At 74.8% G+C, this 15,729-nt stretch carries 15 protein-coding genes; 6 read left to right on the forward strand and 9 right to left on the reverse strand.

The window, feature by feature from the left end:
* Positions 1-34 precede the first annotated feature (34 nt).
* Positions 35-766 carry an ATP-binding protein gene (locus tag ACSU6Z_RS06560; RefSeq protein WP_437043753.1) on the forward strand — a complete coding sequence of 244 codons (732 nt, stop codon included), beginning with the start codon at positions 35-37 and terminating at the stop codon, positions 764-766.
* 5 nt (positions 767-771) lie between these two features.
* Positions 772-1,197 (forward strand): hypothetical protein, encoded by a 426-nt coding sequence (locus ACSU6Z_RS06565; protein WP_437043754.1) that lies wholly within the window; start codon positions 772-774, stop codon positions 1,195-1,197.
* Between the two features lie 197 nt (positions 1,198-1,394).
* Here the strand turns inward: ACSU6Z_RS06565 and ACSU6Z_RS06570 are convergent, their stop codons facing one another.
* The 5 genes from ACSU6Z_RS06570 to ACSU6Z_RS06590 form a co-directional block, all read right to left on the reverse strand.
* Positions 1,395-1,580, reverse strand: coding sequence for a hypothetical protein (locus ACSU6Z_RS06570; RefSeq protein WP_437020542.1), 186 nt, complete (start codon positions 1,578-1,580; stop codon positions 1,395-1,397).
* A gap of 386 nt (positions 1,581-1,966) precedes the next feature.
* Positions 1,967-3,340, reverse strand: a complete 1,374-nt coding sequence (locus ACSU6Z_RS06575) for an amidohydrolase (RefSeq protein WP_437043757.1) — start codon at positions 3,338-3,340, stop codon at positions 1,967-1,969.
* 177 nt (positions 3,341-3,517) lie between these two features.
* Positions 3,518-4,297, reverse strand: a complete 780-nt coding sequence (locus ACSU6Z_RS06580; RefSeq protein WP_437050208.1) for a nucleotidyltransferase domain-containing protein — start codon at positions 4,295-4,297, stop codon at positions 3,518-3,520.
* Between the two features lie 162 nt (positions 4,298-4,459).
* Positions 4,460-5,422 (reverse strand): prolyl aminopeptidase, encoded by a 963-nt coding sequence (gene pip, locus ACSU6Z_RS06585; RefSeq protein WP_437043759.1) that lies wholly within the window; start codon positions 5,420-5,422, stop codon positions 4,460-4,462.
* 37 nt (positions 5,423-5,459) lie between these two features.
* Positions 5,460-6,191, reverse strand: coding sequence for a uracil-DNA glycosylase (locus ACSU6Z_RS06590; protein ID WP_437043761.1), 732 nt, complete (start codon positions 6,189-6,191; stop codon positions 5,460-5,462).
* Positions 6,192-6,284: 93 nt separating this feature from the next.
* Here ACSU6Z_RS06590 and ACSU6Z_RS06595 point away from each other — a divergent pair, with 93 nt between their 5' ends.
* The gene (locus ACSU6Z_RS06595) at positions 6,285-6,899 is read left to right on the forward strand and encodes an RNA-binding S4 domain-containing protein (RefSeq protein ID WP_437043762.1); all 615 of its coding nucleotides are present in this window, start codon (positions 6,285-6,287) and stop codon (positions 6,897-6,899) included.
* A 226-nt stretch (positions 6,900-7,125) separates the two neighbouring features.
* Positions 7,126-7,395, forward strand: a complete 270-nt coding sequence (locus tag ACSU6Z_RS06600; RefSeq protein ID WP_437043764.1) for a DUF6343 family protein — start codon at positions 7,126-7,128, stop codon at positions 7,393-7,395.
* 65 nt (positions 7,396-7,460) lie between these two features.
* Here the strand turns inward: ACSU6Z_RS06600 and ACSU6Z_RS06605 are convergent, their stop codons facing one another.
* The 4 genes from ACSU6Z_RS06605 to rpsA all read right to left on the reverse strand — a co-directional run bounded on the left by ACSU6Z_RS06605 (position 7,461) and on the right by rpsA (position 11,826).
* Complete coding sequence (locus ACSU6Z_RS06605; protein ID WP_437043766.1) at positions 7,461-7,841, reverse strand: tetratricopeptide repeat protein; 381 nt, start codon at positions 7,839-7,841, stop codon at positions 7,461-7,463.
* A gap of 49 nt (positions 7,842-7,890) precedes the next feature.
* On the reverse strand, positions 7,891-8,529 hold the full coding sequence (gene coaE, locus ACSU6Z_RS06610; protein WP_437043768.1) for a dephospho-CoA kinase: 639 nt from the start codon (positions 8,527-8,529) through the stop codon (positions 7,891-7,893).
* 132 nt (positions 8,530-8,661) lie between these two features.
* The gene (locus tag ACSU6Z_RS06615) at positions 8,662-9,600 is read right to left on the reverse strand and encodes a PAC2 family protein (RefSeq protein WP_437043770.1); all 939 of its coding nucleotides are present in this window, start codon (positions 9,598-9,600) and stop codon (positions 8,662-8,664) included.
* Between the two features lie 735 nt (positions 9,601-10,335).
* On the reverse strand, positions 10,336-11,826 hold the full coding sequence (gene rpsA / locus ACSU6Z_RS06620; RefSeq protein ID WP_437020524.1) for a 30S ribosomal protein S1: 1,491 nt from the start codon (positions 11,824-11,826) through the stop codon (positions 10,336-10,338).
* Positions 11,827-12,189: 363 nt separating this feature from the next.
* Between rpsA and ACSU6Z_RS06625 the strand changes: the two genes are divergently transcribed.
* Positions 12,190-13,020, forward strand: coding sequence for a class I SAM-dependent methyltransferase (locus ACSU6Z_RS06625; RefSeq protein WP_437050209.1), 831 nt, complete (start codon positions 12,190-12,192; stop codon positions 13,018-13,020).
* A gap of 83 nt (positions 13,021-13,103) precedes the next feature.
* Complete coding sequence (gene hrpB / locus ACSU6Z_RS06630) at positions 13,104-15,692, forward strand: ATP-dependent helicase HrpB (protein WP_437043772.1); 2,589 nt, start codon at positions 13,104-13,106, stop codon at positions 15,690-15,692.
* Positions 15,693-15,729: the final 37 nt, after the last annotated feature.

Here is a 15,729-nt window from a genome sequence, read left to right on the forward strand (position 1 = left end):
GTGACTCTTGCCAAGTGTTCTCGGCGGGGTGATAGTGGCAAGCGTGATTCCGCCTGCGCCTTTAGGAACAGACGCCGCCGAAAGCCTCGCCGGCCTCGGTGCCGCTTCGGAAGCCCGGCCCTCCCGGGCACTCCCCGAGCGCCGGTTCCGCTTCGAACTGGCCGCGCATCCGGGCTCTCCCGCACAGGCCAGACGCCTGACGCGGGCCCGGCTGACCGGCTGGTCCGTGTGCGAGGACACCTGCGACACCGCGGCCCTGGTGGTCTCCGAGCTGGTCACCAACGCGATCGTGCACACCGCCGGCCGCCATGTCGTGTGCGAGCTCCGCGAGGAGGACGACCTGGTGCGCATAGCCGTACGCGATGAAGGGTGCGCCGCCGGGCGGCCCCGGGCCGCCCGGCGGCAGCCGGAGGAGGAACACGGTCGAGGACTGCTGCTGGTCGACGCCCTGTGCCACGCCTGGGGTGCCTACGAGCACGGCCCGGGGCTGGTGGTCTGGGCCGAACTTCCCCGCACGGTCGGCGCGCCGCCCGACCCGTCCGGCCCCCGGGGCGATCTGGGCTGGGGCGCCCGCCCCAAGCCGGGCCCTTCCGGTGGGCAGGACGAGGCCGACGAGACCGATGACACCGAGACATCCGAGAACTCCGGAAGCTCCGGCTCCGGCTCCGGCTCCGGCTCCGGCTCCGGCTCCAGCTCCAGCTCCAGCTCCAGCTCCAGCTCCAGGGAGCAACGAGCGCACCGGGAAGCGGGGGCCGAGTGGCTGTGAGGCCCATGTCCGGTACCCGCGCGCTCGGGCTGGACACGCTCGTCCGCCTCCAGCGCGGGCTGCGCCGGCCGGGGCCGATCCAGCGGCTGCCCGTACCGGACGGCATGACGGCCCCACTGGGCTGTGACGCGGTGGCGGTGCCCGCCCGCTTCGGACCCTTGGTGATGCCCCGGCTGCCCCGTGTCGGATGCGTCTACGCCGACGAGGCGCACTGGTGGTGGATCGTCCCCTCCGACTCCGACTACGCCCTGGAGTGGCCCGCGCCCGCCCGGTACGCCACCGGCGCGGTCCTTCCGGACGTCCCGGACCTGCCCGGTCTCATCCACCGCCCGGACGGCACACTCCCCTATACGCCGCCGATCCCGCTCTACCTGGCGCTGTGCCGGCTGACCGGGACCACCCCGGTGTGGTCGAGGCCGGTGAACGCGTAGGCGTTCCGCGAGGCACCGGCAGCCCCTCCGGACGCGGACCGGCGGAGGCGGGGGCGGACCGGCGGGACCGCGGTCGCGTCCGGCACCGCGGGCCGTCCGCCGGCGGCAAGCGAGCGTCCGCCCGGCGGCCCCCGGCGGTGTGCCGTACGGCCCGGCTCGCGTGACGTGGGACGACGACGCGGCCGGGCGGTGCCGCGTCAGGCGGCGACGTCGTCGGCGGGGCCGTCGCTCCTCACGATCACCAGGAACATGTCCGTCGCGAGGTCCATGACGACCTCCGCGGGAAGGCCCTCCAGACGTCGCGCATGAGCGAACTCCTCCGCCGGCCAGGACCCCCGCGGACCGCCGGCGGGAAAGCGTTCGAGCACTGTCCGCCCGTTCACCCGCACCTCCAGGTAGCGCTGTAGTCGTAGAGTTAAACGCCAACCATGGGGCATACGCCTCGGGCAGTGACGGTACTGAGACGTAGTTGACACCTGTTCACCGCGACGAGTGAGGGGATTCTCGCCCTTACGGCCGTTTCCCTCACCCTGCGCACCAGTCCTCGTACTCGTCGTGACGGTGGATCCGCCCACTTCGCGCGGGCGCCCCGAAAGCCGTCGCGCACCCCTCGGGTTCCTCTCCCCTCCTCCCGCCGGCCGGACGCGGTCGAGTCCGGCCGGCTGGTGGCGGAGCCGAACCCGCCGCTGCGGGGGCGGATTTCCCCCGGGCTCCCCTCCGGACGCTCACCCCGGCCCCCTCCCGGGCTTTCGTCCCGGTGTCCCGCCCTTCAGGTGTCGTACCGCTGGACGCGCCGGCCGTGTCCGCGGTCGACGAGCGCGGGCAGCCGCTCCCCCAGCTCCCGGACGACGGCCGGCAGGTCGAGGGTGAGCAGTTCCCGGTCGCGCATGAGGATCCGCCCGTCGACGATCGTCGTGCGGACGTCGGAGGACCGGGCACTGTGGACGAGGGTGGCGGCGAGGTCGTGGACGGGCTGGGTGTGCGGACCGGCGAGGTCGACGAGCACGAGGTCGGCCCGCCGCCCCGGCGCGATGCTGCCGACCGCGTCGGCGAGGCCCACCGCGCGGGCGCTCTGCAGCGTGGCGTGGTGCAGGGCCTGGCGTGCTGTCAGCCACCGGGGGTCGCCCTCGGCGGACTTCTGGACCAGGGAGGTGAGCGCCATCGACTCCCACACGTCGAGGGAGTTGTTGGAGGCGGCGCCGTCCGTGGCGAGTCCCACGGGGATGCCGAGGTCGCGCAGGGCACGGACGGGCGTGGTGGTGGGCCAGGCGAACTTGAGGTAGCCGCGGGGCGCGCTGGCGACGGCCGTACGGCCGCCCGCGCGCGCGAGGACCGGCAGGTCGCGTTCGACGATGCCGGTGCCGTGGGCGATGAGGACGTCGGTGCCGAGGATGCCGGTGCGTTCCAGGACCTCGATGGGGGTGGCGCCGTGCCGGGCGAGGCTGGTGTCGGTCTGGGCTCGGTTCTCGGCGGCGTGCAGGTGCACGGGCAGGCCGTGGGCGCGGGCGAGGTCGGCGGTGGCGGCGAGGTCGGCGTCGTCCACGGTGTAGGGGGCGTGCGGGGCGAGGGCGGTGGTGATGCGGCCGCCGGCGGCTCCCCGGTGGCGCAGGGCGAACTCCAGGGACGCCTCCCTGCCCCGGGCGCCCTGCGAGGAGAAGTACACCTGGCCGAGGTGGGCCCGCAGTCCGCACTCGGCGGCGACGGCGGCGACCGCGTCCATCGCGAAGTAGTGGTCGGCGAAGCAGGTCACCCCGCCGCGGATCATCTCCGCGCAGGCGAGCCGGGCGCCGAGGGCGACGTCCCGCTCGGTCAGGTTGGACTCGACGGGCCAGACGACGTCGTTGAACCACTCCTCGGTGGGCAGGTCCTCGGCGAGCCCGCGCAGCGCGACCATCGGCGCGTGCGTGTGACAGTTGATCAGTCCGGGCAGGGCGACCTGGCCGCGCGCGTCGATCCGCTCACGGGCCGGAAGCCCGTCGGCCCCGGCGGCGGAGGTCACGGATTCGATGACTCCGTCACGTACGACGACGGCGGCGTCCTCCTGGAACGTGACCTGTTCCCGGTCGTCGTGGAGGAGGACGGTGCAGCCCGTGACGACGAGGTCGGCGGGCCCGGCGGCCCGCGGTGCGGCGGAAGGCGTCATCTCGCCAACGTACGGCGCCGGGACCCGGCGGACCGGGACGACGCGGGACCCGGCGACGGGGACGGCGCGAGGACGACGGACCGAGGACGGCACGAGGACGACGGACCGAGGACGGCACGAGCCTCGTGAACCGGGGGCCCCACGGAGCCGGTGGGCCCCGGCCGGCGGACCCGGCTCCTACGCGGCCGGCGGCCGGACCTTCTCCACGGCCCGGCCGAACAGCGCCCCGGCGTCGGCGACCGCCCGGCACAGCGCCTGCGGATCCGGCCGCAGGCCGCCCAGGAGTGCGTCGGTCGCGCCCAGCCCGGCCCGCTCCACCAGCCCCTTCTCGTTGGTGACCCACTCACCGCGTGCCGCCAGCACCGCGTGTGCCGTCTGGGTGGCGGCGAGCGCGATCGCGCCGGCGACCTGGGTGAGGGCGCCCTTGGGGGCGTGTCCGGCCCCGGCGTAGGCGAGGGTGGCGGCGGCCATGCCGTACCAGCGTTCGGGGGCGGTCCGGCGCAGCGGCTCCGGGTAGGCGGGGCGGGGCAGGGTGCCCCGCAGCACCCGGTTGACCGCGAGTTCCGCGACGACCAGGTAGGTCGGGATGCCGGCCAGGTGGAACATCAGTGGCTCGATGCCGAAGCGCCCGGCCTCCGCCTCCGTCCGCGCGTGCTCGACGACGTCGAGGTCCCGGTAGTGGACGTCGACCCGCCGCCCGTCGATCGTCAGCCAGGCGCCCCCGTTGAAGACGCCGCCGCCCCAGCCGCCGATCTCGGAGGCCTCGCCCTCCCAGCCGACGGCGCGGAGGGTGGCGGGATCGAAGGCGCCCCGGTAGTAGATCGCCAGGTCCCAGTCGCTGTCGGGGCGGTGGCTGCCCTGGGCACGGGAGCCTCCGAGCGTCACGGCCCGGACGGCGGGGAGGGCGGCGAGACGGTCGGCTGTGGTGTCGAGGAAGGTCCGGTCCGCCGGGTCCATGGGATGGCCGGCGGAGTTCGCGGAAGTGGTGGGGTCCGTGGGGGAAGTCACTGCTGCGGCTCTTTCGGCAGGAGGGGTGGCGTCGGCGGGCGGCGTATGCGGATCCCCGCTCGCGCCGCAAAGGATCGCGTGGGCGGACCCGCCTTGCCGTGAACACCCTTCTTACCCCTTGGCGTACTTGTCCGTCGCCGCCACCAGCAGATCAGCCACTGCGGGCGCGCCCGCGCCGTGCCCGGCCTCGTCCACGACCAGCAACTCGCTCGCCGGCCAGGCGTGGTGCAGCCGCCAGACGGTGCCGAGCAGGTTGCCCGGGTCGAGGCCGCCCTGGACCAGGGTGCCGGGGATGTGCCCGATCAGATGGGCGTCGCGCAGGACGACGCCCTCGTCGTTGCCCTCGCCCAGGAAGTGGCCGTTGCCCCAGTAGTGGGTCACGGTCCGCGCGAAGCCCATGCGGAAGACCGGGTCCTCGTAGCGCTCCACCGAGCGCGGCGGGGCCGAGGCGATCGCCGTCTCCCAGTCGGTCCAGACACGCGCCGCCCGCTCCCGCACCCGCGGATCGGGGGATTCCAGCAGCCGGTTGTACGCGGCGGCGAGGTTGCCGTCCCGCTCGTCCTCCGGCAGCCCGGACAGGAAGCGTTCGAAGGCGTCCGGGAAGAACCTGCCGAGTCCTCTGGTCAGCAGGGTGACCTCGGCGTCGGAGCCGGTCGCGACCGCCGTGAGCACCAGCTCGGTCACGGCGCCGGGGTGCGTCTGCGCGTACCGCAGCGCGAGCACCGACCCCCACGACGCGCCCCAGACCAGCCACCGTTCGACGCCCAGGTGCCGGCGCAGCAGCTCCAGGTCGGCGATGAGGTGGGCCGTGGTGTTGACGCCCATGTCGGTGTCGTACGCGCTCGCGTGCGGCGTCGAACGCCCGCAGCCCCGCTGGTCGAACAGCACGACCCGGTACGCGTCCGGGTCGAAGAACCGCCGCAGCGGCGGCGTGCAGCCGGACCCCGGGCCGCCGTGCAGAACCACCGCGGGCTTGCCGCGCGGGTTGCCGCAGACCTCCCAGTGAACGCGGTTGCCGTCACCGACGTCGAGCATGCCGTGGTCGTACGGTTCGATCTCCGGATAGAGGCCCATCGGAGCACCCTAGGGCCGGTACGGCGGCGCGGACACCTCATTTCGGGCCACACCGGCCGGATTCAGGGGCCGGCTGTGGCGGCAGCCCCGCCGCATCGGCCGCCGCGCGCAGCACCTCCCGCAGCATCGCGGGCGTGAGCCTGCCGGTGAACGTGTTGCGCTGGCTGACGTGGAAGCACCCGAAGAGGTCGATCCCGTCGAGGGGGACCCGGGTGCCGTGCGCGAAGGCCGGCCTCGGCCTGGGCACGCTCCAGCCGGCCTCGGCGAACGCGGGCAGCGCGGCCCGCCAGCCGAAGCCGCCGAGCACGACCGCGGCTCGCAGGGTCGGCCGCAGCAGCCCCAGCTCCCGCACGAGCCACGGCCGGCAGGTGTCCCGTTCCCCGGGGGTGGGCTTGTTGGCGGGCGGGGCGCAGTGCACCGGCGAGGTGACGCGCACGCCGTACAGTTCCAGGCCGTCGCCGGCGGCGACGGAGGTGGGCTGCGAGGCGAGACCCACGTCGTACAGCGCCTCGTACAGCACGTCGCCGGAGCGGTCGCCGGTGAACATCCGGCCGGTGCGGTTCCCGCCGTGCGCGGCCGGGGCGAGCCCGACGACCAGCAGGCGGGCGTCCGGCGGGCCGAAACCCGGCACCGGCCGGCCCCAGTACGTCCAGTCGGCGAAGGCGGCCCGCTTCGTGCGCGCCACCTCCTCCCGCCAGGCGACCAGCCGTGGGCAGGCCCGGCACTGCACGATCCGTTCATCGAGTACGGCGAGGCCGCTGGTGTCCATGCGCCCACCGTAGGACGCCCGCTCACCCGGCGGGTCACGCCGTCCGGTGATCGGCGGACCCGGGGGCCGGGCCGGGGAGCTAAGGTCGGGGGCATGGTTTCCGAGCGTGACGAGGACACATGCGGCGGGACGGCCGGCCCGGGGGAATCCTCCGGGGCGCGGACCGACGGCAGGACCGGGGCCGGGGACCGGACCGGAAACGGGAACGGGCAGGGCGGGGCGACCGGCGCGTCCACCGGTGGCGGCACCGGTGCCGCGGCGCCCGCCGTCGACCCGAGGACCGCCGCCGCGATCGCCGCCGCCGAGGCGGCCGGGCCGCAGAACGGCGGGACCGTCCGCATCGACAGCTGGATCTGGGCCGTACGCCTGGTCAAGACCCGGTCGATCGGCGCGACCGCCTGCCGGGGCGGCCACGTCCGCGTCAACGGCGAGCGGGTGAAGCCCGCGTACTCCGTGCGCGTCGGCGACGAGGTGCGCCTGCGGCACGAGGGCCGGGAGCGGATCGTCGTCGTCAAGCGGCTGATCCGCAAGCGGGTCGGCGCCCCGGTGGCCGCCCAGTGCTACATCGACAACTCCCCGCCGCCACCGCCGCGCGAGGCCATCGCTCCGGCAGGCGTCCGCGACCGCGGCGCGGGCCGCCCGACCAAGCGGGAGCGCCGGGAGTTGGAACGCCTGCGCGGACTGGGCGGCCGCCCCGAGGGACGCTGACGTCCGCGGGCCCGCGTACCCCACGTGCGCCGGGTTCGCCCCCTCGCCGGCCGGCTCCACCGACGGGATCCGCACGTGCGGGCGCCGGGGACCGTCCGCTCCCTCGCCGTCCCCGCGAGCGCCCGGCGACCTCCGAACCCCCCTGGAGAACGCCCCGCGCGAGGAGTACGTTTCCAGCAGGAGCGGTGGTTCCGACACGTACGGACGGCGAAGGTGCGTACGGGCGATGAGGACGCGTACGGGCAGTGAACCGGTGACCGCGCGCAGTGCGCTGCGGGCGCGCTTGTGGCTGTGCGTGTGGGGCACGGCCTGGACGGCCGTCGGAACGGTCGCGTTCGCCCTCACCGGGCACCCCGGCTGGGCGGCGGCCTGCGCGGCGCTGTGGCTGGTCGCCGCGGTCGACCTGGCCCTCGTCCTCGGACACGTCCGCCGGGGCCCGCACTACCAGCCGGGCCGCGACGTCCCGCCGTACCGCCCGCCCGACGATCCCCCGTAGGGGGCGCCCCGTGGGGCGGGCGGTCCCGGCGAGCGGGATTCGGCCGCCCGGGCGGCTCAGGCGGCTCAGGCGTCGAAGTTCGCCCGTTGCAGGTACTCGGGGTTGGGGTCCAGGGCGGCCGCCAGGCGGAAATGGCGCCTGGCCTGGTCGGGGCGCCCCTGGCGCTCATAGGTCCGGGCGAGTGCGAAGTGCGCGAACGCGTTGTCCGGCTCGCGCTCCAGGACCACGGTGAACTCCAGCTCCGCGGGCCGCAGTTGCGCCGCCAGGAAGAAGGCCCGCGCGCGCAGCAGCCGCGCCGCGGTGTTCTCGGGGTGGGCGGCGACGACCTTGTCGAGCAGCTTTACCGCGCCCCGCGGGTCCCGCGCCGCGAGGAGCTGCTCGGCGGCGCGGAAGTCGATGACGTGTGTCTCCGGGGTGCGTCCGGTGGAACCACTGATCTCGGGCACGGCACAGTCCTTCCCTCGCTGGGGAGGTCCAACGCCCGTGCGCGTACCGCTATTCCCGGGACGGCCGGGGACGGCGGGGCGTGCGGCCGGGCGCGTGCGCTCTGCGGATCAGCTCGGCCCACACCTCCCTCACCCGGCGCCGCAGCTCCTCCAGCGGTACGTCGTTGTCGATGACGATGTCCGCGATCTCCCGGCGCTGCTCGCGCGTCGCCTGGGCGGCCATACGCGCGCGTGCGTCCTCCTCGCTCATCCCGCGCAGGCGCACCAGCCGGTCGAGCCGGGTGGCGGGGTCGGCCTCGACGACGACCACGACGTCGTACAGCGGCGCCAGGCCGTTCTCCGTGAGGAGCGGGACGTCGTGGACGACGACGGCGTCCTCGGCGGCGGCCTCCTCCAGCTCGCGGGAGCGGGCGCCGACCAGGGGGTGCACGATCGCGTTGAGGGCGGCCAGCTTCCGCGGGTCGGCGAAGACGAGGGAGCCCAGCTTGGGCCGGTCCAGCGCGCCGTCCTCGGTGAGCACCTCCTCACCGAAGGCCGCCACCACCGCGGCGAGCCCGGGCGTCCCGGGCTCGACGACCTCGCGCGCGATGCGGTCCGCGTCGATCAGCACGGCCCCGCACTCGACGAGCAGCCGCGACACCTCGCTCTTGCCGGCGCCGATCCCACCGGTCAGGCCCACGGACAGCATGGCCGCCCCTCCACCCTCACCCCCCGCCGACGCGGGGAAGACTTGCCGACTCCGATGCCGCCGGTCAGACCCACCGGGCCGGCCCGCAGGGGCGGGACCGGGTGGGACGCGGCCGTCCGGCAGCGTATCCGATCAGCCGTCCCCCTCCCGCTCCGCCAGGAACTTCTCGAACTCCCGCCCGATCTCCTCGGCCGAGGGGATCTCGACGGGCTCGGCGAGCATGTTGCCGCGGGTCTCGGCGCCCGCGGCGGCGTCGTACTGGTGCTCCAGACCCTGGACGAGCGCGGTGAGCTCCTCGTCGCCCTCGCGGATCTGCCGTTCGATCTCCGTCTGCGTGCGGTGGGCGTCCGTGCGCAGGGAGTGCGCGATGCCGGGCAGCACCAGGCCGGTCGCCGCCGTGATGGCCTCCAGGACGGTCAGCGCCGCGTCCGGGTACGGCGATCGGGCGATGTAGTGCGGCACGTGCGCGGCGACGCCCAGGACGTCGTGCCCGGCCTGCAGGAGCCGGTGCTCGATCAGCGACTCGGCGCTGCCGGGCACCTGGGCCTCCTCGAAGGGGCTGCGGTGGCCGGGGACGAGATCGGTGCGGTTGCCGTGCGGGGTGAGGCCCACGGGACGGGTGTGCGGGACGCCCATGGGGATGCCGTGGAAGTTCACGGACAGGCGGACGCCGAGCCGCTCCACGATCTGCCGGACGGCCGCGGCGAAGCGCTCCCACTCCACGTCCGGCTCGGGGCCCGACAGCAGCAGGAAGGGCGCTCCGGTGGCGTCCTGGACGATCCGCACCTCGATGGCGGGGTCCTCGTAATCGGTCCAACGGTCGCGTTTGAAGGTCAGCAGCGGGCGGCGGGCCCGGTAGTCCACGAGCCGGTCGTGGTCGAAACGGGCCACGACCTGGTGGGGCAGCGAGTCGAGCAACCGGTCGACGATCTGGTCGCCGGTCTCACCCGCGTCGATGTATCCGTCGAAGTGGTAGAGCATGACAAGGCCGGCCGACTCCTGGGCGAGCGCCATGTCGACCACGGCCAGGCCCTTCGGCTCCCATGCGTACAAACCCTGCGGATCAAGCACAGTGACCGCTCCTCCTCGTGTTCGTACGGCACAACGTGTCACGGGGCGCGGGCATTCCCCGCCACGTCCCTGGCCAGGCCCTTCCTCGCCCCTTCCGCACGCGCGCGGCCGGGCGCCGCGGTGAGGGCACGCGCGCGCGGAAGGCGTCACGACGGCGGCACGCGCCGCACCCCGGAGCCCAGGTGGTGCGGGCTCCCGGCGGGATGCCGGGCGGCGGGGCGGCGACGCGGTGGTCGGCGCCGATCGCCCTCGTACGGCCGTCCCGGGTGCAGGTGACGGTGACGCCCCGTCCGGTGGGCGCGAAGTCGCTCGCCCCGGGGGCGCGGAAGGGCTGTTCCCGCTGGGCGGCCCGGGCGGTGGGGGCGAGGCCGCGGGCCCCCGTGGTGGCGGACACGGCGCCGGCGCCGCCGGCCGGTCCGGCGTCGCGCGGGAGGGACCGGCGTCCCGTCCCGTCGGTCCGCCGCGTCCCGGAGGTCCGCCGGGTCCGGGCCATGTGCCGGCTCCCCTTCCGATCAGGAAATGACCGGGGAAGCCTCCCAGGGTGCCGTTACGGGCCGGCGCCCTCCCGCGTATCGCACGCGTTTCCGATCGTGCGTGCGGCAGGGGCGCACCTGTCGAGGGAGAGCCCGCGGGCCGGGTCCACCGGGCGCGCCCATGCCGAAGGCCCGCACCCGGAAGGGGTGCGGGCCTTCGGACCAGGAGCTACCGCCCGGTCACGAGCGGCTCAGCGTGCGCTCAGCTCTGGCCGCCGGCCAGCTTCTCGCGCAGCGCGGCCAGCGCCTCGTCCGACGCCAGCGCACCGGAGGTGTCGCCGCCCTCGGAGGAGTACGAACCGCCGGACGCGGCCGGAGCGGCGGCCTCGCCACCCTCGGCAGCGGCCTGGGCGTCCGCCTCGCGGGACTTGATGACCTGCGCCTGGTGCTGCTCGAAGCGGGCCTGCGCCTCGGCGTACTGGCGCTCCCACTCCTCGCGCTGCTTCTCGTAGCCCGGCAGCCAGTCGTTGGTCTCCGGGTCGAAGCCCTCGGGGTAGATGTAGTTGCCCTGGTCGTCGTAGGACGCGGCCATGCCGTACAGGGTCGGGTCGAACTCGACCACCGACGGGTCGGCGCCGAAGGCCTCGTTGGCCTGCTTCAGCGAGAGGCTGATGCGGCGACGCTCGAGGTCGATGTCGATGACCTTGACGAAGATCTCGTCGTTGACCTGGACGACCTGCTCCGGGATCTCCACGTGGCGCTCGGCCAGCTCGGAGATGTGGACCAGACCCTCGATGCCCTCGTCCACGCGGACGAACGCGCCGAACGGAACCAGCTTCGTGACCTTGCCGGGCACGACCTGGCCGATCTGGTGGGTGCGGGCGAACTGCTGCCACGGGTCTTCCTGCGTCGCCTTCAGCGACAGGGAGACACGCTCGCGGTCCATGTCCACGTCGAGGACCTCGACGGTGACCTCCTGGCCGACCTCGACGACCTCGGACGGGTGGTCGATGTGCTTCCAGGACAGCTCGGAGACGTGGACCAGGCCGTCGACGCCACCCAGGTCCACGAAGGCACCGAAGTTGACGATCGAGGAGACGACGCCGGAGCGGACCTGACCCTTCTGCAGGGTCGTGAGGAAGGTCTGGCGGACCTCGGACTGGGTCTGCTCGAGCCAGGCGCGGCGGGACAGGACCACGTTGTTGCGGTTCTTGTCCAGCTCGATGATCTTCGCCTCGAGCTCCTTGCCCACGTAGGGCTGGAGGTCGCGGACACGGCGCATCTCGACCAGGGAGGCCGGGAGGAAGCCGCGGAGGCCGATGTCGAGGATGAGACCACCCTTGACGACCTCGATGACGGTACCGGTGACGATGCCGTCCTCTTCCTTGATCTTCTCGATGGTGCCCCAGGCACGCTCGTACTGGGCGCGCTTCTTCGAGAGGATCAGACGGCCTTCCTTGTCCTCCTTCTGGAGGACCAGGGCCTCGATCTCGTCGCCGACGGCGACGACCTCGTTCGGGTCGACGTCGTGCTTGATCGAGAGCTCGCGACTGGGGATGACACCCTCAGTCTTGTAGCCGATGTCGAGCAGGACCTCGTCCCGGTCGACCTTCACGATGACGCCGTCGACGATGTCGCCGTCGTTGAAGTACTTGATCGTCTCGTCGATCGCGGCGAGGAACGCTTCCTCGTTACCGATGTCGTTGACCGCAACCTGGGGGGTGGTGGCGGTGGTCTCGGTGCTGCTCGTCATGTGGTAAAGGGCTCCGGTACGGACATTGAAGTCGTAGGTACTGCTCACGCTGGAGCCCGTTTCGCTCTGCAGAAGCCGGACAGCCAAGGAAGCGCCAATCCGGACACCAGGTGACCGGCGGCGCCTCGACAACCGAGGGGACATACAACAGATGCGAGCGCAGCCTGCTCCGTCTGAGGTGCGCAGGCCCGCAGCGCAACTTGTAGCATACGGGGGCGGCCGGGCAGGGTCAATGCGCGAAGCCGCGCACTCGGGGCGGATCGCCGCATTCCCGGCAGAAAACGTGTCGCGCGGGGCCGCCCGGGACGCGTGATGTCCGTTTCGTGACGCCCCGGGGGCCGCTGGACGGGAGCGAGGCCGCAGATTAGTACGAAGGAGCCGATCATCCAAGAACCCGATGCGCCCGAGCCGGAGGCCACCCGCCGTGACGCCGGTGTCGCGGAGAGCGCCCGCGCCAACCGGGGCTGGTGGGACCGCAACGCGGACGAGTACCAGGTCGAGCACGGCACCTTCCTCGGCGACGACCGCTTCGTGTGGGGTCCCGAGGGCCTGGACGAGGTGGAGGCCGGGCTGCTCGGCCCGCCCGGGGAACTGGAGGGCAGGGACGTCCTGGAGATCGGCGCCGGCGCCGCCCAGTGCTCGCGCTGGCTGGCCGGCCAGGGCGCCCGGCCCGTCGCCCTGGACATCTCGCACCGGCAGCTCCAGCACGCGCTGCGCATCGGCGGGACGTTCCCCCTGGTGTGTGCCGACGCGGCCGCGCTGCCCTTCGCGGACGGCTCCTTCGACCTGGCCTGCTCGGCGTACGGCGCGCTGCCCTTCGTCGCCGACCCGCGGCTGGTCCTGCGGGAGGTGCGCCGGGTGCTGCGCCCCGGCGGGCGTCTCGTCTTCTCCGTGACCCACCCCATCCGCTGGGCCTTCCCGGACGAGCCGGGGCCCGAGGGCCTGTCCGTCTCCTCCTCCTACTTCGACCGCACGCCCTACGTCGAGCAGGACGAGGACGGCCGCGCGGTGTACGTCGAGCACCACAGGACCCTCGGCGACCGCGTCCGGGACGTCGTGGCGTCCGGCTTCCGCCTGGTGGACCTGGTCGAGCCCGAGTGGCCGGCCTGGAACACCTCCGAGTGGGGCGGCTGGTCGCCGTTGCGGGGCGGCCTGATCCCGGGAACGGCGATCTTCGTCTGCGAGCGGGACTGAGCACCCGCCGAGCCGGCGGGAGCGGTCCTCCCCGGCCCGTACGCGCGTGAAGGCGGTTCCGCGGGGCGTACGACACTGGGAGCGTGATCCGTTACGACGCCCTGGACGCCCTGCCCGTACGCGAGGCCCTGCCCGCCCTGCACGACGCCCTGGACGGGCACGGCACCGCGGTCCTCGTCGCGCCGCCCGGCACCGGCAAGACGACGTTGGCGCCGCTCGCGCTGGCGGGGCTGCCGGGCGCAGGGCCCGCGCGGCGCGTAGTCGTGGCCGAGCCGCGGCGGATCGCGGCGCGGGCGGCGGCCCGGCGGATGGCGTGGCTGCTGGGCGAGAAGGCCGGCGGGACGGTGGGGTACACCGTGCGCGGGGAGCGGGTGGTGGGGCGGCACACGCGCGTGGAGGTCGTCACGACCGGTGTGCTGCTGCAGCGGCTCCAGCGCGACCAGGAGCTGGCGGGAGTGGACGTGGTGGTGCTCGACGAGTGCCACGAGCGGCACCTGGACGCGGACATGGCGGCGGCCTTCCTGTGGGACGTACGGCAGACGTTGCGGCCGGAGCTGCGGCTGGTGGCGGCGTCGGCGACGACCGACGCGCAGGGCTGGGCGCGGCTGCTGGGCGGGGCGCCGGTGGTGGAGGCGCGGGGGACCTCGTATCCGGTGGACGTGGTGTGGGCGCCGCCTGCGCGGCCGGTGCGTCCGCCGCACGGGATGCGGGTGGACCCCGCGCTGCTGGCCCACGTGGCGTCGGTGGTGCGGCGGGCGCTGGCCGAGCGCGAGGGGGACGTGCTGTGCTTCCTGCCCGGCGTCGGGGAGATCGCGCGGGTCGCCGGGCAGCTCGGCGATCTCGCGGACTTCGGGGACGTCGAGGTGCTCCAGGTGCACGGGCGGGCCCCGGCGGCCGTGCAGGACGCGGTGCTGGCGCCGGGGGGACGGCGCCGGGTGGTGCTGGCGACCTCGGTGGCCGAGTCGTCGCTGACGGTTCCCGGGGTACGGGTGGTCGTCGACTCGGGGCTGGCGCGGGAGCCGCGGGTGGATCACGCGCGCGGGCTGAGCGCCCTGACGACGGTACGGGCGTCGCGGGCCTCGGGGCGTCAGCGGGCGGGACGGGCCGGGCGCGAGGCGCCGGGGGTGGTGTACCGCTGCTGGTCCGAGGCCGAGGACGCCCGTCTGCCGCGTTTCCCCTCCCCCGAGATCCAGGTGGCCGACCTGACGGCGTTCGCGCTGCAGGCGGCGTGCTGGGGCGATCCGGACGCCTCCGGGCTGGCGCTGCTGGACGCGCCGCCGGCCGGGGCGATGGCGGCGGCGCGGTCGGTGCTGGCGGCCGTCGGGGCGGTCGACTCCGCGGGGCGCGCCACCGAGCGCGGGACGCGGCTGGCGCGGCTGGGGGTGCATCCCCGGCTGGGGCGGGCACTGCTGGACGCGGGCGCCACCCGCGAGGCGGCCGAGGTGGTGGCGCTGCTCGGCGAGGAGGCGCCGCGGGAGTACGGGGACGATCTCGCCGCCGCGCTCCGGGCGGCGCGGCGCGCGGGTGACGCCTACGGGGCGCGATGGCGTGCGGAGGTGCGGAGGTTGCGGGCCGTCGCGGCGGAGGGGCCCGGTGGGGAGGCGCCCGATGGGTTCCGGGACGCCGCCGCGGCGCGAGCGCCCGGCGGTGCCCGGGCGGCCGCCGCGGCGGAGGGGGGCGGTTTCCCGGCCGCACCGGACGAAGGGCGTCTCGCCGGGATCGTGGCCGCGCTGGCCTTTCCCGAGCGGGTGGCGAAGAAGGACGGCGGCTCGTACCTCATGGCCTCGGGCACCCGGGTGGAGCTCGGGGAGGGGTCGGCGCTGCGGGGGGCGCCCTGGCTCGCGGTCGCCGTGGCCGACCGGCCGCCGGGCGAGGGGCACGCGCGCGTGCGGCTGGCCGCCGAGGTGGACGAGGAGACCGCCCGGCTGGCCGCCGCGCCCCTGTACAGCGAGGAGGACGAGGTCCGCTGGGCCGACGGCGACGTCGTGGCCCGGCGGGTGGAGCGGCTCGGGGCCGTCGAGCTGGCGGTGCGGCCGCCGGCCGGTGCCGGGTCCGGTCGCGTACGGGACGCCCTGCTGGAGGGGCTGCGGCGGGAGGGGTTCGGGCTGTTGCGCTGGTCCGAGGAGGCGCGGGTGCTGCGGCAGCGGCTCGCCTTCCTGCGGCTGCACCTGGGGGAGCCCTGGCCGGACGTCTGCGACGACGCGCTGCACGCGCGCGTGGACGAGTGGCTGGAGCCGGAGCTGGGGCGGGCCCGGCGGCGGGCCGATCTGGCGCGGATCGACGCCGGCCGGGCGCTGGCCCGGCTGCTGCCCTGGGCGACCGGGGAGGCCGCGCGGCTGGACGAGCTGGCACCGGAGCGGATCACCGTACCGAGCGGGTCCAGGGTCCGGATCGACTACGCCGACCCCGGGCGGCCGGTGCTCGCGGTGAAGCTGCAGGAGATGTTCGGGCTCCAGCGGTCACCGGAGATCGCCGGGGTGCCGCTGCTCGTGCACCTCCTCTCCCCCGCCGGCCGTCCGGCCGCGGTCACCGCCGACCTGGCCTCCTTCTGGCGGGACGGCTACCGGGGCGTCCGGGCGGAGCTGCGCGGCCGGTACCCGAAGCATCCGTGGCCCGAGGATCCGGCCACCGCCGAGCCGACCCGGTACACCAACGCCCGGCTCCGGCGGTGACCCCCCGCGTCGTACGGGTCCCCGTGTACGGGGACCC

The organism is Streptomyces sp. enrichment culture (assembly GCF_964273145.1).
Taxonomy (GTDB): Bacteria; Actinomycetota; Actinomycetes; order Streptomycetales; family Streptomycetaceae; genus Streptomyces.